Source organism: Streptomyces sp. NPDC093984 (assembly GCF_044764595.1).
GTDB lineage: Bacteria > Actinomycetota > Actinomycetes > Streptomycetales > Streptomycetaceae > Streptomyces > Streptomyces cynarae.
This window is the reverse complement of sequence record NZ_JBIWIM010000009.1, coordinates 73,953-94,677: the sequence shown is the minus strand read 5'-3', so window position 1 is coordinate 94,677 and position 20,725 is coordinate 73,953. Positions and strand designations below refer to the sequence as shown.

The window sequence follows — 20,725 nt, the reverse complement described above, 5'->3', positions numbered from 1 at the left end:
GAGACGCATCGATCGAGGGGACAGCGTGGACGAGAGCGGCGGGAGCGCACAACCGCGCCCCGGCAACAACGGGGCGCCCCACGACACGCCCCGCGAGGAATCACCCAGTCCCGCACAGCCCCCCACCGAACCCGCGGCACCCACCGCCGCGACCCCGGGGCCCGATGACGAGCACACGCCGTCCACCCACGGGCCCACCGCAGCCACGGACACGTCCGGCGACGAGCAGCCCGCCCCCACCGGACCGCCGACCCCGCCCCCACCCGGCGGCGAAGCCACGACACCGGCCCCCGCCCAGCCGCCCGCCGCAGACGACCGAAGCACCCCGCAGCCGCCGGCGAGCGGCGCCCCCGAAACCCCGGCGGACCACCACCCCGCACCCCCTCACTCCGACGGCCCAACCACCCCCCAGAACCCGCACCGCCACACCCCCACCCGCACCACCGCCCACTCCGCCACCCCCGGCCGAGGACGCCCCCCGCAGCGCCCCAAGGACCCCGGCGGCGGCATCCTCATGGGACGGCCCTTCGGCGTCCCCGTCTACGTCGCCCCCAGCTGGTTCCTCGTCGCCGCGCTGATCACCTGGGTGTTCGGCGGACAGCTCGACCGCGTGCTCCCCGAACTCGGAGCCGCCCGCTACCTCGTCTCCCTCTTCTTCGCCGTCGCCTTCTACGCCTCCGTCCTCGTCCACGAACTGGCCCACACCGTCGCCGCCCTCCGCTTCAAACTCCCGGTGCGCCGCATCCAGCTCCAGTTCTTCGGCGGCGCCTCCGAGATCGAGAAAGAAGCCGAGACGCCCGGCCGTGAATTCGTCCTCGCCTTCGTCGGCCCCCTGCTCTCCCTCGCCCTCGCCGCGATCTTCTACCTCGCCCTGCAGCCCGTCGAACCCGGCACCGTCCCCGGCGTCCTCCTCGCCGGCCTCATGGTGTCCAACCTCATCGTCGCCGTCTTCAACCTGCTCCCCGGCCTCCCCCTCGACGGCGGCCGCATGCTCCGCGCCGTCGTCTGGAAGATCACCGGCCGCCCCATGAGCGGCACCGTCGCCGCCGCCTGGGTCGGCCGCGCCCTCGCCATCGCCGTCCTCGTCGGACTGCCCCTGCTCACCCAGTCCGGCGCCCTCGGCTCCACCGCCGAGGACAACGTCGGCATGGACACCGTCACCGACGCCCTGCTCGCCGCCATCCTCGCCGCGATCATCTGGACCGGCGCCGGAAACAGCCTGCGCATGGCCCGCCTGCGCGAACACCTCCCCGACCTGCGCGCCCGCACCCTCACCCGCCGCGCCGTCCCCGTCGAGACCGACACCCCCCTCTCCGAGGCCCTGCGCCGCGCCAACGCCGTCGGCGCCCGCGCCCTCGTCGTCGTCGACGCCCACGGCGAACCCCTCTCCCTCGTCCGCGAGGCCGCCATCGTCGGCGTACCCGAACACCGCCGCCCCTGGGTCCCCGTCAGCGGCCTCGCCCAGGAGCTCACCGACGGCATGCGCGTCTCCGCCGAACTCGCCGGAGAAGACCTCCTCGACGTCCTGCGCGCCACCCCCGCCACCGAATACCTCGTCGTCGAGGACACCGGCGAGATCTACGGCGTCCTCTCCGCCGCCGACGTCGAACGCGCCTTCGTCAAGGCCATGGCCCGCCCCACGCCCTAGTGGTCGGCGGCCCCCTCCACTGCCGGTAGGCTGGTCACATGTCCGAACCGACCGGTGCCGCCCGCCGTCGCGGGCCCTTCAAGGTCGGGGACCAGGTACAGCTGACCGACCCCAAGGGCCGCCACTACACGTTCACACTCGAAGCGGGAAAGAACTTCCACACCCACAAGGGCTCCTTCCCGCACGACGAACTGATCGGCGCACCCGAGGGCAGCGTTGTCCGCACCACCGGGAACGTCGCCTACCTCGCGCTGCGCCCCCTGCTCCCCGACTACGTCCTGTCCATGCCCCGCGGGGCAGCCGTCGTCTACCCCAAGGACGCGGGGCAGATCCTCGCCTTCGCCGACATCTTCCCCGGCGCCCGCGTCGTGGAAGCCGGCGTCGGCTCCGGCTCGCTCAGCACCTTCCTGCTGCGCGCCATCGGCGACCAGGGCCTGCTGCACAGCTACGAGCGCCGCGCCGACTTCGCCGAGATCGCCCAGGCCAACGTGGAACGCTACTTCGGCGGCCCCCACCCCGCCTGGCAGCTCACCGTCGGCGACCTCCAGGACAACCTGTCCGACACCGACGTCGACCGCGTCATCCTCGACATGCTCGCCCCCTGGGAATGCCTCGAGGCCGTCTCCAAGGCGCTCGTCCCCGGCGGCATCGTCTGCTGCTACGTCGCCACCACCACCCAGCTCGCCCGGACCGTCGAGTCCATCCGCGAGATCGGCTGCTTCAACGAGCCGACCGCCTGGGAAACGATGATCCGCAACTGGCACATCGAGGGCCTCGCCGTCCGCCCCGACCACCGCATGATCGGCCACACCGGCTTCCTCCTCACCGCACGCCGCCTCGCCGACGGCGTCGAGCCGCCCATGCGCCGCCGCCGCCCCGCCAAGGGCGCGTACGGCGAGGACTACACCGGCCCCAACGCCGACGGAGGCACCGGCCGCTGACCCCGGCCCCCACACGGCCCCCAACACACCAGCGCCGTGGCCGAGTTCCCGCACACCTCGCGGAACTCGGCCACGGCGCTCACGCGTTCAAGCACACACACCCACACACCCCCACCCGCCGAAGCACGCACACGCGCACACACCCACCCACCGGCGCGACCGTCCCTCTCCACCCCGGGCGCACACGGAAACTGACGCACCACCAGCAGTTGCCACCCCGCCGTTCCCCCGCACTGTGACGTGTGGCACGATGCGGGGCACCCCCACCGGCACAGCCCTCACAGGAGACACCTCCCCCGTGCAGCACTCCGCCGTCCCGGAACTGGCTCACACCACCACCCGGCCCATCCACTGGGTCGCCACCGCCACCGCAGTCTCCGGCGTGATCGCCCTGTCCTCCGTGCTGCAGCCGGGCGCCGCAACGGCGGCCCAACCCCACACCGAGACCAAGGCCGCCCCCGCCGCCACCGCGCCCCCCGACCCGGCCAAGGCCGACTTCCCCCTCGACTGCGGCCCCACCAAGCTCCTCGTCGTCAAGAAAGCCACCGGCGACCTCGACGGCGACGGCCGCCCCGAGACCGTCGTCGTCGTCCACTGCGACGCCGGCATGGGCACCCCACCCGACGGCCTCTACGTCCTCACCCAGGCGGCGGGCACCGCCAGACCCCGCGTCGTCGCCACCCTCGTCGACCCCAAGGACCGCAACACCGTCACCGACTTCGCGGTCCGCGACGCCGCCGTCACCGCCACCCTCCTCGGCTACTCCTCGCCCGACGTACCGAGTTGCTGCCCCGACGTCAAAGACAACGCCAAGTGGCAATGGAGGAACGGCGCATTCCTCCGCACCACCGCCGAGGGCAGCCGCGAGATCTGACCCCACGGCCCGGACCGCGTGACGCGCAGCCCCGAGAGTGTGAGAAAAGAGACACAGCTGACCTGAGGTGGCCGTGTGATCACGCAGCGTCCGGGCCGTACACCTCCACCCTGTCCGAAACCCGACGCACGTGGATGCACTCGCCAGGACACTCCCTCGCCGAATCCACCACGTCCCCCACCAGCGGCAACGGCACCCGCGTCGCAGCACCCGCGACCTGCAGAAGCTCCTCGTCCGGCCCCTTCACATAAGCCAGACCGTCGATGTCCAGCTCGAAGACCTCCGGCGCGTACTGGGCACAGATACCGTCACCGGTACACAGGTCCTGGTCGATCCAGACCTCCAGCTCCTCGCCGCCGACACCGGCCTCCTGCTGCACGGTCATCTCCCCTGCCGTTGACTGCGCCAGAGCCCCGGGAATCCGGCCAGCTCTGACGGGTGTTGAACACCTCGACCCTACCTTCGGCCGCTTCCCAATCATGTTCGGTGGGTATTCCCCTGGCGTGAGGGAGAGCGCAAGGGTGAAGATCGGACACACCCCGACAGTCTTTGTGATCTAGGGGTTTCAATCGACACCCACCCAGGTAGGGTCTGGAAGCGTCCAGCTCCCCTTGGAGGAGGTGAGGACCGTGGCAGCCCACGACGACGACATGAACCGCGGCATCCGCCCGGGACGAGGGTCCGACGACCCTGCCGGGCAGATTGCCTACCTTGAGCAGGAGATCGCCGTCCTGCGACGCAAGCTCGCCGACTCTCCGCGACACACGAGAATTCTCGAAGAGCGGATCGTCGAGCTGCAGACCAACCTGGCCGGCGTGTCCGCGCAGAACGAGCGGCTCGCCAACACGCTCCGTGAGGCCCGCGACCAGATCGTGGCCCTCAAGGAAGAAGTCGACCGGCTCGCACAGCCACCGGCCGGCTTCGGTGTCTTCCTGCAGGCGAACGAGGACGGCACCGCCGACATCTTCACCGGAGGCCGCAAACTCCGCGTGAACGTCAGCCCCAGCGTGGACCTCGACGAGCTCCGCCGCGGCCAGGAAGTAATGCTCAACGAAGCGCTCAACGTGGTCGAAGCCATGGAGTTCGAGCGCGTCGGGGACATCGTCACCCTCAAGGAGATCCTCGAGGACGGCGAGCGCGCCCTGGTGCTCGGGCACACCGACGAGGAACGGGTGGTACGGCTCGCCGAGCCGCTGCTGGACGTCACCATCCGCCCCGGCGACGCCCTCCTGCTCGAACCCCGCTCCGGCTACGTCTACGAGGTCGTCCCCAAGAGCGAGGTCGAAGAACTCGTCCTCGAAGAGGTACCCGACATCGGCTACGAGGCGATCGGCGGCCTCGCCGGCCAGATCGAAGCCATCCGCGACGCGGTCGAGCTCCCGTACCTCTACCCCGACCTCTTCAAGGAGCACGAGCTGCGCCCGCCCAAGGGAGTCCTCCTCTACGGACCCCCCGGATGCGGCAAGACCCTCATCGCCAAGGCCGTGGCGAACTCCCTCGCCAAGAAGGTCGCCGAAGTGACCGGCCAGGCCGCCGGCAAGAGCTTCTTCCTCAACATCAAGGGCCCCGAGCTCCTGAACAAGTACGTCGGCGAAACCGAACGACAGATCCGCCTCGTCTTCCAGCGAGCCCGCGAAAAGGCCAGCGAGGGCACCCCCGTCATCGTCTTCTTCGACGAGATGGAATCCCTCTTCCGCACCCGCGGCTCCGGCGTCAGCTCGGACGTGGAGAACACCATCGTCCCCCAGCTCCTCGCCGAGATCGACGGTGTGGAAGGCCTGCAGAACGTCGTGGTCATCGGCGCCTCCAACCGCGAGGACATGATCGACCCCGCCATCCTGCGCCCCGGCCGCCTCGACGTGAAGATCAAGATCGAACGTCCGGACGCCGAAGCAGCCAAGGACATCTTCGGAAAGTACCTCACCGAGAACCTCCCCCTGCACGCCGACGACGTCAGCGAACACGGAGGCGACAAGGGCGCCACTGTCCAGGCCATGATCCAGACCGCCGTGGAACAGATGTACGCCGAGTCCGACGAGAACCGCTTCCTCGAGGTCACCTACGCCAACGGCGACAAGGAAGTCCTCTACTTCAAGGACTTCAACTCCGGCGCCATGATCGAAAACATCGTCGGCCGCGCCAAGAAGATGGCAATCAAGGACTTCCTCGAGCACAACCAGAAAGGCCTCCGCGTCTCCCACCTCCTCCAGGCGTGCGTGGACGAGTTCAAGGAGAACGAGGACCTGCCCAACACCACCAACCCCGACGACTGGGCCCGAATCTCCGGAAAGAAGGGCGAACGGATCGTCTACATCCGCACCCTCATCACCGGAAAGCAAGGCGCAGACACCGGACGCTCCATCGACACGGTGGCAAACACCGGTCAGTACCTGTAAAAAGCAAGGGCGGCTGCGGGTGCCCCCACCGGGTACCCGCAGCCCACTGCTTTTCGGGCCACGGCTGGAGCACAGCAATGACGCAAATGATCTCCCCACCAGCGCAAAGGCGTTCTAGGCTCTTTGTTACCGCCGCGTCGCGCCGTGCGGGGACGGGCACCGCACGCGCACCGGAGCACCAGCGGTATCTGAGCGCCGCCCCCGACCGAGGGCGCCGCCGGGCAAGGAGGGCCGCATGACCGTACGGCGAGTAATGGGCATCGAGACGGAGTACGGCATCTCCGTCCCCGGCCACCCCAACGCCAATGCCATGCTCACCTCATCCCAGATCGTCAACGCCTACGCCGCGGCGATGCACCGGGCCCGCCGGGCCCGCTGGGACTTCGAGGAAGAAAACCCGCTGCGGGACGCGCGAGGCTTCGACCTCGCCCGCGAGGCCGCCGACGCCAGCCAGCTCACCGACGAGGACATCGGCCTCGCCAACGTCATCCTCACCAACGGCGCACGGCTCTACGTCGACCACGCACACCCCGAATACAGCGCCCCCGAGGTGACCAACCCCCGCGACGCCGTCCTCTGGGACAAAGCCGGCGAACGCATCATGGCAGAAGCCGCAGAACGAGCCGCCCAGCTCCCCGGCGCCCAACCCATCCACCTCTACAAGAACAACACCGACAACAAGGGCGCCAGCTACGGCACGCACGAGAACTACCTGATGAAGCGGGAAACCCCCTTCTCCGACATCGTGCGCCACCTCACCCCCTTCTTCGTCTCCCGCCAGGTCATCGCCGGAGCCGGCCGCGTCGGCATCGGCCAGGACGGCCACGAACACGGCTTCCAGCTCAGCCAGCGCGCCGACTACTTCGAGGTGGAGGTGGGCCTCGAGACGACACTCAAGCGGCCCATCATCAACACCCGCGACGAACCCCACGCGGACGCGGAGAAATACCGCCGCCTCCACGTGATCATCGGCGACGCGAACCTGTCGGAGATCTCGACCTACCTGAAGCTGGGCACGACAGCCCTGGTCCTGTCCATGATCGAGGACGGCTTCATCGCCGTGGACCTCGCGGTCGACCAGCCCGTACGGACCCTGCACCAGGTCTCCCACGACCCGACCCTGAAGCGACTGATCACCCTGCGCAGCGGCCGCACACTCACCGCGGTCCAGCTCCAGATGGAGTACTACGAACTCTCACGCAAGTACGTCGAGGAACGCTACGGGGCCGACGCCGACGAGCAGACGAAGGACGTCCTGTCCCGCTGGGAGGACACCCTCAACCGCCTCGAGCACGATCCGATGAGCCTGGCGGGCGAGCTGGACTGGGTCGCCAAACGGGAGCTCATGGAGGGCTACCGCCGCCGCGACGGACTCGACTGGGACGCCGCGAAGCTCCACCTCCTCGACCTCCAGTACGCCGACGTACGCCCCGAGAAGGGCCTGTACAACCGCCTGGCAGCTCGTGGGCGCATGAAGCGCCTCCTGGACGAGACCGACGTCGAACGGGCCCGCACGAGGCCCCCGGAGGACACCCGCGCCTACTTCCGCGGCCGCTGCCTTGAGCAGTACGCGGACGACGTCGCCGCCGCCTCCTGGGACTCGGTCATCTTCGACCTCCCCGGCCGGGACTCCCTCCAACGCGTTCCAACCCTGGAACCGCTACGCGGAACGCGTAATCACGTCAAGGAGCTCCTGGACCGCTGCCGCACGGCCGAGGACCTGGTCAGGGTCCTGTCAGGCGGCTAGGGGTACTCGGACGAGCCCGGCCGCCCAGGGTGTAAATCCCGGCGGCCGGGAATCATCGAGGTGGTCCCCGCACGTTGGAGTAACTGCGGGGCCATTGTCGGACCCGGCTAGTAGGGTCTGATCACCATCGATCGGCAGGAAAGCCGACCTGTCGACCATGTCGGGCGAACTGAGCGGGGTGAGGGTTATGGCGACCAAGGACACCGGCGGCGGCCAGCAGAAGGCCACGCGCTCCACCGAGGAGATCGAGGAGCAGGAGCAGGAGGCTCAGGCTTCGGGGGATCTCAAGGAGCGGCACGAGAAGCTGAGCGACGACGTGGACTCCGTCCTCGACGAAATCGATGACGTACTCGAGGAAAATGCCGAGGATTTCGTGCGGAGCTTCGTGCAAAAGGGCGGAGAGTGAAGGTCTGAGGTAGCTTTTCCCTTCGGATTGAAAGTGGCGGGGGATGGGAGTGGCTACAGAGCCGTCCGCGAAGCGATGCACGAGCTGCAAGAGGGAATTGCCCCTCGCTGCCTTCGCGCGGGACAGGAATCGGCGTGACGGTCTTCAGGTCCGGTGCCGGGAGTGCGTGGCTGAGTACAGTGCCGCGCACTCCCGGCGCCGCCGGGAGGCCATGGGCAAGCAAGTGCGCGAGAAGGTCGAGGTCCCGCCGGGGCACAAGCTCTGCCGGACTTGTGGCCAGGTCAAGCCGCACAGTGAGTGGCACCGCAACGCAACCGCGTCGGACGGCCTGTCGACGCGCTGCAAGGCGTGCCGGGCGGTTCAGGGGCGGCAAGGTCACCTGAAGCGTCAGTACGGCATCACCGAGGCCGAACGTGACGAGTTGATCGCCTCCCAAGCAGGCGTCTGTTGCATATGTCTATCCGCCCCGGCAGCGCATGTGGATCACTGCCATGAGACGGGTAGGGTCCGTGGCGTACTGTGCTTCAACTGCAATTTCGGCCTCGGTCTGTTGCGGGACGACCCCGAAGCGATGAACCGAGCTGCCGACTACCTGGAAGGAAACGCGTGGAAGCCAATCCTCGTAGCACCGGGCGTCTACCAGCTGCCTTCCTGACGCCTGGCTCGTCGTCCTTCATGGACTTCCTGTCGGAGCACCAGCCCGAGTTGCTGCCCGGCAACCGGCAGCTGCCGCCCACGCAGGGCGTGATCGAGGCCCCGCACGGCACCACCATCGTGGCCACGACGTTCCCGGGGGGCGTCGTGCTCGCGGGTGACCGCCGGGCGACCATGGGCAATGTGATCGCGCAGCGGGACATCGAGAAGGTGTTCCCGGCGGACGAGTACTCGGCGGTCGGCATCGCCGGCACGGCGGGTCTCGCGGTCGAGATGGTGAAGCTGTTCCAGCTGGAGCTGGAGCACTTCGAGAAGGTCGAGGGCGCGCAGTTGTCCCTTGAGGGCAAGGCGAACCGCCTGTCGACCATGATCCGTTCCAATCTGGGCATGGCCATGCAGGGCCTTGCGGTGGTCCCCCTTTTCGCCGGCTATGACGTGGACCGTGGCAAGGGCCGCATCTTCTCCTACGACGTGACGGGTGGCCGCTCCGAGGAGCACGGCTTCGCGGCCACGGGTTCCGGTTCGATTTTCGCGCGTGGTGCGATGAAGAAGCTCTACCGTGAGGATCTGAGCGAGGAGGAGGCCACGACCCTGGTGGTCCAGGCCCTGTACGACGCGGCGGACGACGACTCGGCGACCGGTGGTCCCGATGTCGCTCGCCGGATTTATCCGATCGTCACCGTGATCACCGAGGACGGCTTCCGCCGGCTGACCGAGGACGAGTCGTCCGAGATCGCCCGTTCCGTCCTGGACCGGCGTCTGCAGCAGCCCGACGGTCCGCGGGCCGCGCTGCTCTGACGGCGGGACCGGTTGTTATCAAGGTGATCGCGTGACTTCGACAGAAAGGGACGGATAACCGGTGTCGACGCCGTTCTATGTCTCCCCCCAGCAGGCCATGGCCGACCGGGCGGAGTACGCCCGCAAGGGCATCGCGCGCGGCCGCAGTCTGGTCGTGATGCAGTACGCCGACGGCATCGTGTTCGTCGGTGAGAACCCGTCCCGTGCGCTGCACAAGTTCAGTGAGATCTACGACCGGATCGGTTTCGCGGCCGCCGGCAAGTACAACGAGTACGAGAACCTGCGGATCGGTGGTGTGCGTTACGCCGACCTGCGCGGTTACACCTATGACCGTGGTGACGTGACCGCCCGTGGTCTGGCGAACGTGTACGCGCAGACGCTGGGCACGATCTTCTCGAGTGCGGCGGAGAAGCCGTACGAGGTGGAGCTGGTGGTCGCCGAGGTGGGGGAGACCCCGGAGGGTGATCAGATCTACCGTCTGCCGCATGACGGGTCGATCGTGGATGAGCACGGTTCGGTGGCGGTCGGTGGCAACGCCGAGCAGATCAGCAGTTTTCTCGATCAGCGTCACCGTGACGGGATGACGTTGGCGGAGGCGCTGAAGCTGGCCGTGCAGGCGCTGTCGCGCGACACGAACGGCAGTGAGCGGGAGATTCCGGCGGAGCGTCTGGAGGTCGCGGTGCTGGACCGTACGCGGCCGCAGAAGCGCAAGTTCAGGCGGATCACCGGTCGTCAGCTGTCGCGTCTGTTGCAGGCGGACGGTGCGTCGACGGCGGCGGAGGCGGAGGCCGACGCGGACGCCGACGGTGAGTCGGAGGAGTAGGTCGTCTCATTTCGTGTGACCGTGTGACCGTGTGACGGTATGACGCTGCGCGCCCCGCCCGTTCCGGGTCGGGGCGCGCAGCGTTGTGCTCCCAAGTCGCTCCCAAGTCGTTCCCGGGTCGCTCCGGGTCACTGGCGCGGTGGTGCTGTGGAGCCCCGTACGACGAGTTCCACCGGGATGTCGCCCTGCTCGGGTGTGCGCCCTTCGAGGACGGCCAGCAGGGCCTCCATGCCTCGCTCTCCGAAGAGTTCCGCGTCCAGCCGTACGGTCGTCAGTTCGGGGTCGATGGCGGTGGCGAGGGCGAGGTCGTCGAGGCCGGTGACGGAGAGGTCGTCGGGGATGCGCAGGCCGAGGCGGCGGGCGGCTTTGTAGGCGCCGGCGGCGAGTTTGTCGTCGTCGCAGACGAGGGCGGTGGGGCGGGGGCCGGGGGCGGCGAGGGCGGTTTCGGCGGCGGTGAGGGCGTCTTCGATGGAGATGGGGGCGTGGGTGGTGCGGAGGGTGGTGCCGGGGACGGTGCCGACGCGTGCCGCGAGTTCCTGGGCGCGTATCCGGAAGGTCCAGGAGGGAATGTCGGCGGCGAGGTGGAGGAAGTGGCGGTGGCCGAGGGTGAGGAGGTGTTCGGCTACTTGGCGTACGCCGTCGGTGATGTCGAGGTTGACGGTTGCGGCGCCGGGGCTGCCCTGGGGGTCGCTGTCCAGCATGACGAGGGGGAGTTGGTCGCCGTGGATGGCGGTGAGGGCGTCGGCGGCCATGGAGGAGGCGATGACGCCGTCGAGGGCGGCTTGTGCGGAGTGGAAGGGGTCTCTGGCGGGGCCGACGCCTTCGGGTGAGGGGTAGAGGACGACGCCGAAGCCGTGGTCGGCTGCGACGCGGGCTGCGCCGGTGTAGACGCCGGCGAAGAACTCGGTGGTGAGGGCGGGTACGACCAGCAGGACTGTGCGGGTGTGGCCGAGGCGGAGGTTGCGTGCCGCGAGGTTGGGGCGGTAGCCGAGTTCTCGTGCGGCCTGTCGGACGCGTTCGGCGACGGGTTCGGAGACGCGTCCGCGCCATTTGTCGCCGAGGACGAGGGAGACGGCTGCCTGGGAGACGCCGGCGGCCTGGGCGACATCGCGGCTGGTGGGTCGCGTGCTACCTGGTGGCACGGTGGGCGTGCTCCTTCGTGCGGGCTGGTGGGGTGGTGTCGTGTGGACTGCTGGTCAGCGCTCATGGTACGTATGGCGGGCGAGGTTATACGTAAAACTTCACCCTTCGCGGGTACGGAGAAGCGGGGTGGGGCCGGGAGAAGGGACGCGCATGGCCGCGGGATACGTGGAGATCCTCAGGGCGAGGCATGCGGCCCGCCTGCTGGTGGGGACGCTGGTGGGCCGGTTGCCCAACGCGGTGGCGGCGATCGCCGTGGTGCTGTTCGTGCGTGCCGAGGGCGGCACGTACAGCCTCGCGGGGGCGCTGGCCGCGGTGTACGGGGTGGCCAACGCGGTGGGGCAGCCGGTGCTGGGGCGGCTGGTCGATCTGTACGGGCAGCCGCGGGTGCAGCTGCCGGCGGCGGTGGTGTCGGCAGCCGCCATGGCGGTGTTCGCGCTGACGGATCTGGAGCCGATCGCCGTGGCGTATGCGGCGGTGGTGGTCGCGGGGCTGTTCACGCCGCCGCTGGAGGGCGGTCTGCGGGCGCTGTGGCCGGTGGTGCTGCGCCGGGAGGAGCAGGTGCACACGGCGTATGCGATGGACGCGGTGGCGCAGGAGGTGATGTTCACCGTCGGGCCGTTGCTGGTGACGTTGTGCGCGTCGTTGTGGTCGGCGCGGGTGGCGGTGGTGGTGCTGAACGTCGTCGGGGTCCTGGGCGCCTTGTCGGTGGTGGTGTCGCCGCCGTCGCGTGCGTGGCGGTCGGCGCCGCGTGAGGCGCACTGGCTGGGGGCGCTGCGCTCGCGGGGGCTGCTGGTGCTGCTCGGTGCGTTCCTGTTCGTGGGGATGGCGCTGGGTTCGATCGCGGTGGCGGCCGTGTCGTACGCCGATGGTCACGGGGGCGACGGGGTGTACGGGTGGTTGATGGCGGCGATCGGGTTGGGTGCTCTGGTCGGGGGTTCGGTCTACGGGGCGCGGCGGTGGCCGGGTGCGCCGGAGCGGCGGCTGCGTGTGCTGGTGGGGCTTTTGGCGCTGTGTTATCTGCCGCTGATGCTGATGCCGGGTGTGGTCGCGATGGTGGGGCTGACCGCCGTTGCGGGGGTGTTCCTGGCGCCGTGTATCGCATGTGCGTTTGTGCTGGTGGACCGGCATGCGCCGAGCGGTACGGTGACGGAGGCGTTCTCGTGGCTGGTGACGACGTTCACGGTGGGTGCGTCGGTCGGGACGGGTGTCGCGGGGCCGGTGGTGCAGGCGGGTGGCGCGCTGTGGGGTTTCGCGGTGCCGGGGGCCGCGGGGGCCGTGTCGCTGCTGGTCCTGGTGGTCGCGGGGCGGGTCCTCGCACCTCCCGCCGGGGGCGGGGTGGTTGCGGGTTCACCGGAAAATGATCCAAACCGTGCTGTCGAACCCCGTTTCAGCTCGGGGGATCGGGCGTAATGTTCAGTCATGGACCGCCGCATTTTCGGGCTGGAGAACGAGTACGGCGTCACGTGCACGTTCAGGGGACAGCGCCGTCTGTCGCCTGACGAGGTGGCGCGGTACCTCTTCCGCCGTGTCGTGTCATGGGGCCGCAGCAGCAATGTGTTTCTGCGCAACGGGGCCCGTCTCTATCTCGACGTGGGCTCGCATCCGGAATACGCGACACCCGAATGTGACAACGTGATCGAACTGGTCACCCACGACAAGGCCGGCGAGCGCATTCTCGAGGGGCTGCTGGTCGACGCCGAACGCCGCCTGCACGAGGAGGGAATCGCGGGCGACGTCTACCTCTTCAAGAACAACACGGACTCGGCGGGCAACTCCTATGGTTGTCACGAGAACTACCTGGTGGCGCGGCACGGGGAGTTCTCGCGGCTCGCGGACATCCTGATTCCGTTCCTGGTCACCAGGCAGTTGCTGTGCGGTGCCGGCAAGGTGCTGCAGACCCCGCGCGGGGCGGTGTACTGCGTGAGCCAGCGGGCCGAGCACATCTGGGAGGGTGTCAGCTCGGCGACGACCCGTTCCCGGCCGATCATCAACACGCGGGACGAGCCGCACGCGGACGCGGAGCGTTACCGCCGTCTGCATGTCATCGTCGGCGATTCGAACATGTCCGAGACGACGATGCTGCTGAAGGTCGGCGCGACCGATCTGGTGCTGCGCATGATCGAGGCGGGGACGGTGATGCGTGACCTGACCCTGGAGAACCCGATCCGGGCGATCCGCGAGGTCAGCCATGACATCACGGGCCGCCGCAAGGTGCGCCTGGCGAGCGGCCGGGAGGCCTCCGCGCTGGAGGTGCAGCGGGAGTACTACGAGAAGGCCGTGGACTTCTGCGAGCGCCGCGGTATCCGGACGGGCACGGTCGAGCAGGTGCTGGAGCTGTGGGGCCGTACGCTGGACGCGATCGAGTCGGAGGATCTCGACCGGATCGGTACCGAAATCGACTGGGTGATGAAGTACAAGCTCATCGAGCGGTACCGGGCCAAGCACAACATGACGATGTCGCATCCGCGGGTGGCGCAGATAGACCTCGCCTACCACGACATCCACCGTCGTCGTGGTCTGTACTACCTGCTGGAGAAGAAGGGCCAAGCCGCCCGGATCTGCAACGACTTGAAGATCTTCGAGGGCAAGTCGGTTCCGCCGCAGACCACTCGCGCGCGGCTGCGCGGTGACTTCATCCGGCGGGCGCAGGAACAGCGCCGTGATTTCACGGTCGACTGGGTGCATCTGAAGCTCAACGACCAGGCGCAGCGGACGGTGTTGTGCAAGGACCCGTTCCGTTCGGTGGACGACCGGGTGGAGAAGCTGATCGCCGGAATGTGAGACCGGAATCTGAGACGCGCGTTTCACGTGTGTCACCGGAACGCCACACGGGCGCCGTACGTTTGCCGTACGGCGCCCTTCTTTCGCCGTAGAGTTGCGCGCACGCCATCCATCAAGATCGACCGATTGAGGCCCCATCGTGCGCCGACGCTCTCTTCTTCTTGCCGCTGTGCCCGCCGGGCTGGTGACCGTCGCCGGATGCGGTGACGACAAGTCCGGCAAGGGTGCGGGTGGTACCAGTTCGTCCCCCGCGCCCTCGGCGACGTCGGCCGCCCCGCCGCCGAAGATCGTCGAGGGGCCGTTGCCTGCGATCACCGCCGGGGCGAAGTTCGACGAGAAGCCGACTGTGGCGAAGGGGTCCGGCTCGCCGTCGAAGGACCTGGCGGTCAAAACGGTGATCGCCGGCGGTGGGCAGACGGTCGCGGAGAACGACTACATCCAGGCGAACTACCTGGGCCAGATCTGGGACACGGCCAAGGTCTTCGACAACTCCTACGACCGCAAGACGCCGCTGGTGATCCAGCTCGCCCAGGGCGGCATCATCGACGGCTGGCGGTATGCGCTGGCGGGGAAGAAGGTCGGCAGCCGGGTGCTGATGGCGGTGCCCCCGACCTGGGGGTACGGCACGCAGGGCAACCAGCAGGCGGGCATCAAGGGCACCGACACGCTGGTGTTCGTGGTGGACGTGCAGAACACGTTCAACGCGAAGAGCTCCGCCAAGGGCAAGACGGTGGCGCAGAGCGACTCCGACCTGCCGAAGGTGGGCACGAACACCGACGGCAAGGCGCCGTCCATCGACATGCCGAAGGTGAAGCCGCCGACGGGCCTGGTCGCGAAGTACGTCATCGAGGGCGACGGCGACGAGGTCAAGGCGGACAACACGGTTCTCGTGCAGTACAAGGGCGTGCTGTGGGACACCGGCAAGGAGTTCGACTCCACGTACGGGCGTGGCCAGCTGGCGTCGTTCTCGCTCCAGCAGGTCGTCAAGGGCTGGGCGCAGGGGCTGACCGGGAAGAAGGTCGGCAGCCGTGTGCTCGTCGTCATCCCGCCGAAGCTGGGGTACGGGGACAACCCGCCGAGCGGCAGCGACATCAAGAAGGACTCCACGCTGGTCTTCGCGGTCGACATCCTGGCGAAGATGTAAGCCCTGCGGGGATGTGAGAGTGTCGGTGGTGCCGCAATGGCCTCAACACGAAACAGCAGGAGCTTTTGACGTGAGCATCGAGAAGCCCGAGATCGACTTCCCGGGCGGCGAGCCCCCGGCCGACCTCGAGATCAAGGACATCTGGGAGGGTGACGGCCCGGAGGCCAAGGCGGGCGACACCGTCTCCGTCCACTACGTGGGCGTTGCCTTCTCCACCGGTGAGGAGTTCGACGCGTCCTGGAACCGCGGTACGCCGCTGAAGTTCCAGCTGGGTGTCGGCCAGGTCATCAAGGGCTGGGACCAGGGCGTCCAGGGCATGAAGGTCGGCGGCCGCCGCCAGCTGACCATTCCCCCGCACCTGGCCTACGGCGACCGTGGCGCGGGCGCCCGGATCAAGCCGGGCGAGACGCTGATCTTCGTCTGCGACCTGGTCGCGGTCTGACACAGGCACCGGGCGCCGACCGCCGCCGGGCCGGGGCCCGGCGGCGGAACCCTTGTCGGCCTCCCGGCGCCGTCCGGCAGTCGCTGTGCGGGGCCGCGGAAGCGGTCACCCGGCAGCTGCGAAGGTGATCCGGCCGCCGAGCCGCGTCCGACGGGGGCGCTTCGTGGAGTGCCTCCGCGGGCTCCGCGGCGGCCGAGGCCGGGTCGGCCGCGGACGGTGCGGGCGGCTGCCTGGACGCGACCGGAAACGATCAGCTGGGTCCATGCCTGTGCGGGCGTGGGCCCTCGGCTTTTGCCGGGGTGCTCGCGGGCGGTACGGTCGTCCGTCGTAAGCACCATGGGGAGGCGAAGGGCGTCGATGGCCATTGCCAAGGCCGAGCGGCTGATGAATCTGGCGCTGTGTCTGCTCGGGACGCGGCGGCCGCTCAGCAAGCGTGAGCTGCGCGAGTCCATCGAGGCCTATCTGGAAGCAGGGTCCGACGACTCCTTCAACCGCATGTTCGAGCGGGACAAGGACGACCTGCGTGAGCTCGGGCTCGTGATCGAGACCGTGGAGAACCTCGACGGCGAGGTCGGCTACCTGGCGCGCCGCGACAGCAACCGCCTTCCGCCCATCACTCTCGACGCCGAGGAGGCCGCCGCGCTCGGCCTGGCCGCCAAGGTGTGGCAGCAGGCCCGGCTCGCCGGTGCAGCGAGCGGCGCCTTGCAGAAGCTGCGCGCCGCAGGCCTGCCCGAGGACGTCGACCCGTACGAGGCCCACGGCGCCCTGGAACCCCGCATCCCCGTGCACGAGGCCGCGTTCGAGCCGCTGATGCTGGCCTGCCGGGACCGCCGCCCCGTCGTCTTCGACTACCGCAAGGCCACCGCCGCCCACCCCGAACAGCGCCATGTCGAACCCTGGGCGCTGGAGTGCTGGCGCGGCCACTGGTACCTCGCGGGCTGGGACCGCGACCGGGGAGCCGAGCGTGTCTTCCGGCTCTCGAGGATCACCGGCAAGGTGCGCAGCCGCGGCGGTGCCTTCAGCGCCCCGGTGCCCGACGTGGTCACCGTCCGTGAGACCGTGGCGAGCTGGGCGGGGGAGACCGCCGACCGTTCGGCGCGGATCCGGCTGCGCAAGGACGCGGGGTACCCCCTTCGGGCGAAGGCCACCTCTGTGCGGGAACTCGGTGACGGCTGGGACGAGTTGGAGATTCCGTACGGGCACGGCCTCGACGCCTGGCTGGTGGAGTTCGGGCCCGACGTGGTGGTCCTGGAGCCGGCGGAGCTGCGGGCCGACGTGGTGGACCGGCTGCGTGCCGTGGCCAAGGGCTGAGGGGGAGAGGTAGCACCGTGGCAGGCAAACCGGCCAGGCCGGCGAACGCCATCGACCAGACCCGGCGGATGCTGTCCCTGGTGACGTATCTGCGGGAGCGCCCCGGCGCGCGCGTCGAGGACGTCGCCCGGGCGTTCGGGATCACCGAGGAGGAGCTGGTCTCGGACCTCGACGTGCTGCCCATGTGCGGCACCAGCTTCCGCGGCGGGGACCTCCTCGACATCGACACCGACGGCGAGCGCATCTGGTGGCACAACCCGGCCGCTCTCGGCGCGGAGGCGGCCGAGCCCCTGCGGCTGGCGGCGGACGAGGCGACCGCGCTGCTGGTGGCCGCGCGGGCCGTGGCCACCCTGCCGGGGCTGCGGGAGAGCGACCGGCAGGCGCTGCTGCGCGCCACCGCCAAGGTGGAGACCGCCGCCGGCGAGGTCGCGGGCGCCAGCTCCCGGCTGTCGGTGACGTTCGAGTCCGAGGGCGGTGTCTTCGCCGACGTCGACCGGGCCATCTCCGAGCGTCGCCGCCTGTGGATCCGCTACTACTCGCCGGCCCGCGACGAGGTCACCGAGCGCGAGATCGACCCGATCCGCCTGGTCAGCGTCGGCCACACGTACGTGGAGGCGTGGTGCCGCCGCTCCGAGGCGCGCCGCACCTTCCGGCTCGACCGGGTCGCCGAGATCAAGATCCTCGATGAGCCGTCGGCGCCCCCGGAGGTCGAGCTGCGGGACCTGTCCGAGGGGCTCGTCCAGCCAGCCGCCGAGGACCCCGAGGTGGTCGTCGAGGTCGGACCGGGCGGCCGCTGGGTCGCCGAGTACTACCCGCACGACAGCGCGGATGAGCTGCCGGACGGCGGGCTGCGTATCACCTTGCGGACCCCCGACCCGGCGTCGCTCAGACGGCTGGCGCTGCGGCTCGGACGGGACGGCCGGATCGTGTCGCCGCAGGACCTCGCGGACAGCGCCCGCCGGGCGGCACGCGAGGCGCTCGCGGCGTACGACGGGCCGGATCCGGTTCAGGACGGGCTGTACGACAGGCAGGAGCAGCAGCTGTGAGCACGTCGGCGATGTCTGGTGCGTCGGAGCAGTCGGATGCGTCGGCCGGTGCGCCGCAGACGCCGGGGGCCGCGGAGATGTCGGTGCGGACGGCGTTCGCCGGGATGAGGCGGGTGGCGGACGTGGTGTTCCGGGCCGGCTGCCCGGACTGCCGGGCCCGTTTCGAGCTGGGCGCGAGCGCCCTGCGGCTCGCCATCGGCGCCACCAGCAAGACCACGTTCTACTCCTTCACGTGCCCCGAGTGCGGCGCGTCCGTCCGCAAGCCGGCCGGGGAGCGGATCGTCGAACTGCTCACCGGCGGCGGGGTGCGGACCCTGCGGCTGCACTCGACCCTCTAGGCTCTTACGTCATGTTCTGGCCGATGCTCGCGATCGCCCTGGGGTTCCTGGGGCTCGCCGTTCTGGGTGTGTTCGCCGTCCGGGTCTTCCTGGAGGCCCAGCGCCTCGGGCGGCAGGTCGCCGACTCGGCGCGCCGGATCAACCGTGCCGCGGAGGACCTGGAGCGGGCGGCCGTGGGCGCCGCGCGGGCCGCGGACCGGATATGAATCCGCAGCGGCTCGGCAATCCCGCAGCGGCTCGGCAATCCCTCTCACGCCCTCAATCCGCTTCACGGCGGCGATCGGCCGCACGACGGCAATGCGCTTCACGACGGCGATCGGTTTCGCGGCGGCGATCCGCCTGACGCCGGCAATCGGTTTCGCGGCGGCGATCCGCCTGACGCCGGCAATCGGTTTCGCGGCGGCGATCCGCCTCACGCCGCCAATCGGCAGCACGACGGCGTTCCGCCTGACGCCGGCAATCGGCCTCGCGACGGCGATCCGCCTGACGACCGCACTCCGGCTCTGGCCTTCTCCGTCGCACGCCGTACCGCGGCGGTGTTCCGTGGATCCGGTAAGAGGAGCCGCAAGAGGCGCAATGAGTCACTTCGCCCTGTCTACTTCCCACCGCGTACAGGTACGCTGCTGGTCGCGGCCCGAAGAACGAGGCGCGGTCCGCAGACCGGGAGTACGCACAGGGATTGCCTCACGTTCACCCCTGAGCGTTACGATCGCTGCACGGTTGTCGGACATTTGTCCGACTGATCGAACAGCACCCCCACCCAATGCCGCCTCGGTGAGAAGGTAAAGACTTATGTTCGGAAGGCTCGGAGCCCCCGAGATCATTCTCATCCTCGTCGTCATCATCCTGCTGTTCGGCGCGAAGAAGCTTCCGGACATGGCCCGCTCCCTCGGCAAGTCCGCGCGCATCCTGAAGAGCGAGGCCAAGGCGATGAAGGAGGAGGGCAAGCCCTCCGCGCCGGCCGGCCCGCCGAACGACGAGCAGCCCCCGGCCCAGCGCACCATCCAGGCCGCTCCCGGCGACGTGACCAGCGCCCGCCCGGTCAACGAGCCGACGGACACCACCCAGCGCTGACGGGAGGACCGGAACTCCCGGTCCACTGCACGAGATGAGGATGTGGGTTGCTCAAGTCTGCCCGCAAGCAGGAGAGGGACCCCGAGGGGCGGATGCCCCTCGCGGAGCACCTGCGTGAACTGCGCAACCGGCTCGCCAAGGCCATGCTGGCCATCATCGTGGTCACGGTCGTCGCCGCCTTCTTCTACAACGACATCATCAACTTCCTCACCAAGCCGATCCTCGACTCGGTCGGGTGCGGGAAGAGTTTCGAGGAGCTGGCGAGGTCCTCGAGCCACAACCAGCAGTGTGCGCGGATCACGATCAACGGTCTGCTCGCGCCCTTCACCCTGGCCCTGCAGGTCTCGCTGATGGCCGGTGTGGTGTTCGCCTCACCGGTCTGGCTCTACCAGCTGTGGGCGTTCGTCGCGCCGGGTCTGCACCGGCACGAGAAGAAGTACGCCTACGGGTTCGTCGGCACCGGTGTCCCGCTCTTCCTCGGCGGCGGGTACTTCGCCTACAAGGTGCTGCCCACCACCGCGAAGGTGCTGATCGACTTCACGCCGTCCGGCGTCGACAACCTGCTGCCGCTGGACGACCTGCTGCAGCTCGTCACGCGCATGGTGGTCGTCTTCGGACTGTCCTTCGAGCTGCCCCTGCTGCTGATCATGCTCAACCTCACCGGGGTGCTCAGCGGCACGCGCATGCTCGGCTGGTGGCGCGCCATGATCCTGGGCATCACGGTCTTCGCGGCCGTGGCCACCCCCAGCACCGACCCCCTCTCCATGCTGGCGCTGGCCGGGCCGATCTGGGTGCTGTACTTCGGCGCGGTCGGCTTCTCGGTGCTCAACGACCGGCGCAAGCGGCGGCGCGAGGCGGAGGGACCCGCCGACGACGAGGCCTCCGAACTGGATCTCACGCCCGAGGACATCGGCGAGGTCGAGAGCGTCACCGCGAGCCGGGCACTGCCCCAGGCGCCGAACACGGACCGGGTCAACGGGTATGACGACGTGACGTGACCGCGCGGAAGCGGCATGTGAGGTGCTGATCGACGGCCGTGGGGGCCCCCCCCGGGCCACGGGGGGGGCCCCCCGGCCGCCCCGCCCCCGGGCCCGGCCCGGTTAAGCAAAAATTTAGGACTTGTTTTAGTTGGTACCCGGAAGCGAGAAAACACACAGAA

21 protein-coding genes are annotated in these 20,725 nt (G+C 69.2%); 19 read left to right on the top strand and 2 right to left on the bottom strand.

Annotated features, from left to right (window positions below; all coding sequences use genetic code 11):
* The first annotated feature begins 25 nt into the window (after nt 1-25).
* The 3 genes from ACIRC0_RS28560 (at nt 26) to ACIRC0_RS28550 (ending at nt 3,463) form a co-directional block, all read left to right on the top strand.
* Complete coding sequence (locus tag ACIRC0_RS28560; protein WP_403621348.1) at nt 26-1,648, top strand: site-2 protease family protein; 1,623 nt, start codon at nt 26-28, stop codon at nt 1,646-1,648.
* A 38-nt stretch (nt 1,649-1,686) separates the two neighbouring features.
* Nucleotides 1,687-2,589 (top strand): tRNA (adenine-N1)-methyltransferase, encoded by a 903-nt coding sequence (locus tag ACIRC0_RS28555; protein ID WP_403621345.1) that lies wholly within the window; start codon nt 1,687-1,689, stop codon nt 2,587-2,589.
* Between the two features lie 298 nt (nt 2,590-2,887).
* Nucleotides 2,888-3,463 carry a hypothetical protein gene (locus ACIRC0_RS28550; protein ID WP_403621342.1) on the top strand — a complete coding sequence of 192 codons (576 nt, stop codon included), beginning with the start codon at nt 2,888-2,890 and terminating at the stop codon, nt 3,461-3,463.
* A 79-nt stretch (nt 3,464-3,542) separates the two neighbouring features.
* Here ACIRC0_RS28550 and ACIRC0_RS28545 read toward each other — a convergent pair whose 3' ends face one another.
* The gene (locus ACIRC0_RS28545) at nt 3,543-3,848 is read right to left on the bottom strand and encodes a ferredoxin (RefSeq protein ID WP_403621339.1); all 306 of its coding nucleotides are present in this window, start codon (nt 3,846-3,848) and stop codon (nt 3,543-3,545) included.
* Nucleotides 3,849-4,092: 244 nt separating this feature from the next.
* Between ACIRC0_RS28545 and arc the strand changes: the two genes are divergently transcribed.
* From arc to prcA, 6 genes are all read left to right on the top strand, one after another.
* Nucleotides 4,093-5,859 (top strand): proteasome ATPase, encoded by a 1,767-nt coding sequence (arc, locus tag ACIRC0_RS28540; RefSeq protein WP_200421339.1) that lies wholly within the window; start codon nt 4,093-4,095, stop codon nt 5,857-5,859.
* Nucleotides 5,860-6,094: 235 nt separating this feature from the next.
* Nucleotides 6,095-7,606 (top strand): depupylase/deamidase Dop, encoded by a 1,512-nt coding sequence (gene dop / locus ACIRC0_RS28535; RefSeq protein ID WP_403621336.1) that lies wholly within the window; start codon nt 6,095-6,097, stop codon nt 7,604-7,606.
* 187 nt (nt 7,607-7,793) lie between these two features.
* On the top strand, nt 7,794-8,012 hold the full coding sequence (locus ACIRC0_RS28530; protein WP_200421338.1) for a ubiquitin-like protein Pup: 219 nt from the start codon (nt 7,794-7,796) through the stop codon (nt 8,010-8,012).
* Between the two features lie 43 nt (nt 8,013-8,055).
* Nucleotides 8,056-8,667 carry an endonuclease VII domain-containing protein gene (locus ACIRC0_RS28525; RefSeq protein ID WP_403621333.1) on the top strand — a complete coding sequence of 204 codons (612 nt, stop codon included), beginning with the start codon at nt 8,056-8,058 and terminating at the stop codon, nt 8,665-8,667.
* Complete coding sequence (gene prcB / locus ACIRC0_RS28520; protein WP_403621330.1) at nt 8,619-9,464, top strand: proteasome subunit beta; 846 nt, start codon at nt 8,619-8,621, stop codon at nt 9,462-9,464. The genes ACIRC0_RS28525 and prcB overlap by 49 nt, the downstream gene beginning before the upstream one ends.
* 61 nt (nt 9,465-9,525) lie before the next feature.
* Nucleotides 9,526-10,287: a proteasome subunit alpha gene (gene prcA / locus ACIRC0_RS28515; protein ID WP_403621327.1), complete on the top strand. Its 762-nt coding sequence runs from the start codon at nt 9,526-9,528 to the stop codon at nt 10,285-10,287.
* A gap of 128 nt (nt 10,288-10,415) precedes the next feature.
* On the opposite strand, the gene ACIRC0_RS28510 is transcribed toward prcA, so the two are convergent.
* The gene (locus ACIRC0_RS28510; RefSeq protein ID WP_403621325.1) at nt 10,416-11,429 is read right to left on the bottom strand and encodes a LacI family DNA-binding transcriptional regulator; all 1,014 of its coding nucleotides are present in this window, start codon (nt 11,427-11,429) and stop codon (nt 10,416-10,418) included.
* A gap of 151 nt (nt 11,430-11,580) precedes the next feature.
* Between ACIRC0_RS28510 and ACIRC0_RS28505 the strand changes: the two genes are divergently transcribed.
* The 10 genes from ACIRC0_RS28505 to tatC all read left to right on the top strand — a co-directional run bounded on the left by ACIRC0_RS28505 (nt 11,581) and on the right by tatC (nt 20,564).
* Nucleotides 11,581-12,840, top strand: a complete 1,260-nt coding sequence (locus ACIRC0_RS28505) for an MFS transporter (RefSeq protein ID WP_403621322.1) — start codon at nt 11,581-11,583, stop codon at nt 12,838-12,840.
* Between the two features lie 9 nt (nt 12,841-12,849).
* The gene (gene pafA / locus ACIRC0_RS28500; protein WP_019754142.1) at nt 12,850-14,211 is read left to right on the top strand and encodes a Pup--protein ligase; all 1,362 of its coding nucleotides are present in this window, start codon (nt 12,850-12,852) and stop codon (nt 14,209-14,211) included.
* Between the two features lie 139 nt (nt 14,212-14,350).
* The gene (locus ACIRC0_RS28495; protein ID WP_403621319.1) at nt 14,351-15,355 is read left to right on the top strand and encodes an FKBP-type peptidyl-prolyl cis-trans isomerase; all 1,005 of its coding nucleotides are present in this window, start codon (nt 14,351-14,353) and stop codon (nt 15,353-15,355) included.
* Between the two features lie 70 nt (nt 15,356-15,425).
* Complete coding sequence (locus tag ACIRC0_RS28490) at nt 15,426-15,797, top strand: FKBP-type peptidyl-prolyl cis-trans isomerase (protein ID WP_103839080.1); 372 nt, start codon at nt 15,426-15,428, stop codon at nt 15,795-15,797.
* Between the two features lie 357 nt (nt 15,798-16,154).
* On the top strand, nt 16,155-17,108 hold the full coding sequence (locus ACIRC0_RS28485; protein ID WP_403621315.1) for a helix-turn-helix transcriptional regulator: 954 nt from the start codon (nt 16,155-16,157) through the stop codon (nt 17,106-17,108).
* Between the two features lie 17 nt (nt 17,109-17,125).
* Complete coding sequence (locus ACIRC0_RS28480) at nt 17,126-18,154, top strand: helix-turn-helix transcriptional regulator (protein ID WP_403621313.1); 1,029 nt, start codon at nt 17,126-17,128, stop codon at nt 18,152-18,154.
* Between the two features lie 11 nt (nt 18,155-18,165).
* Nucleotides 18,166-18,492, top strand: coding sequence for a hypothetical protein (locus ACIRC0_RS28475; protein WP_403621310.1), 327 nt, complete (start codon nt 18,166-18,168; stop codon nt 18,490-18,492).
* A gap of 11 nt (nt 18,493-18,503) precedes the next feature.
* Nucleotides 18,504-18,698 (top strand): hypothetical protein, encoded by a 195-nt coding sequence (locus tag ACIRC0_RS28470; protein ID WP_200421328.1) that lies wholly within the window; start codon nt 18,504-18,506, stop codon nt 18,696-18,698.
* 586 nt (nt 18,699-19,284) lie between these two features.
* The gene (gene tatA, locus ACIRC0_RS28465; protein ID WP_103839075.1) at nt 19,285-19,566 is read left to right on the top strand and encodes a Sec-independent protein translocase subunit TatA; all 282 of its coding nucleotides are present in this window, start codon (nt 19,285-19,287) and stop codon (nt 19,564-19,566) included.
* 47 nt (nt 19,567-19,613) lie between these two features.
* Nucleotides 19,614-20,564 (top strand): twin-arginine translocase subunit TatC, encoded by a 951-nt coding sequence (gene tatC, locus ACIRC0_RS28460; protein ID WP_403621305.1) that lies wholly within the window; start codon nt 19,614-19,616, stop codon nt 20,562-20,564.
* Nucleotides 20,565-20,725 lie beyond the last annotated feature (161 nt).

Bases quoted from the DNA above. Each gene is read 5' to 3' on its own strand.
- ACIRC0_RS28555 (WP_403621345.1), top strand. From the start codon at position 1,687: ATGTCCGAACCGACCGGTGCCGCCCGCCGTCGCGGGCCCTTCAAGGTC.
- ACIRC0_RS28545 (WP_403621339.1), bottom strand. From the start codon at position 3,848: ATGACCGTGCAGCAGGAGGCCGGTGTCGGCGGCGAGGAGCTGGAGGTC.
- dop (WP_403621336.1), top strand. From the start codon at position 6,095: ATGACCGTACGGCGAGTAATGGGCATCGAGACGGAGTACGGCATCTCC.
- ACIRC0_RS28530 (WP_200421338.1), top strand. From the start codon at position 7,794: ATGGCGACCAAGGACACCGGCGGCGGCCAGCAGAAGGCCACGCGCTCC.
- ACIRC0_RS28525 (WP_403621333.1), top strand. From the start codon at position 8,056: ATGGGAGTGGCTACAGAGCCGTCCGCGAAGCGATGCACGAGCTGCAAG.
- ACIRC0_RS28505 (WP_403621322.1), top strand. From the start codon at position 11,581: ATGGCCGCGGGATACGTGGAGATCCTCAGGGCGAGGCATGCGGCCCGC.
- pafA (WP_019754142.1), top strand. From the start codon at position 12,850: ATGGACCGCCGCATTTTCGGGCTGGAGAACGAGTACGGCGTCACGTGC.
- ACIRC0_RS28485 (WP_403621315.1), top strand. From the start codon at position 16,155: ATGGCCATTGCCAAGGCCGAGCGGCTGATGAATCTGGCGCTGTGTCTG.
- ACIRC0_RS28475 (WP_403621310.1), top strand. From the start codon at position 18,166: ATGTCTGGTGCGTCGGAGCAGTCGGATGCGTCGGCCGGTGCGCCGCAG.
- ACIRC0_RS28470 (WP_200421328.1), top strand. From the start codon at position 18,504: ATGTTCTGGCCGATGCTCGCGATCGCCCTGGGGTTCCTGGGGCTCGCC.
- tatA (WP_103839075.1), top strand. From the start codon at position 19,285: ATGTTCGGAAGGCTCGGAGCCCCCGAGATCATTCTCATCCTCGTCGTC.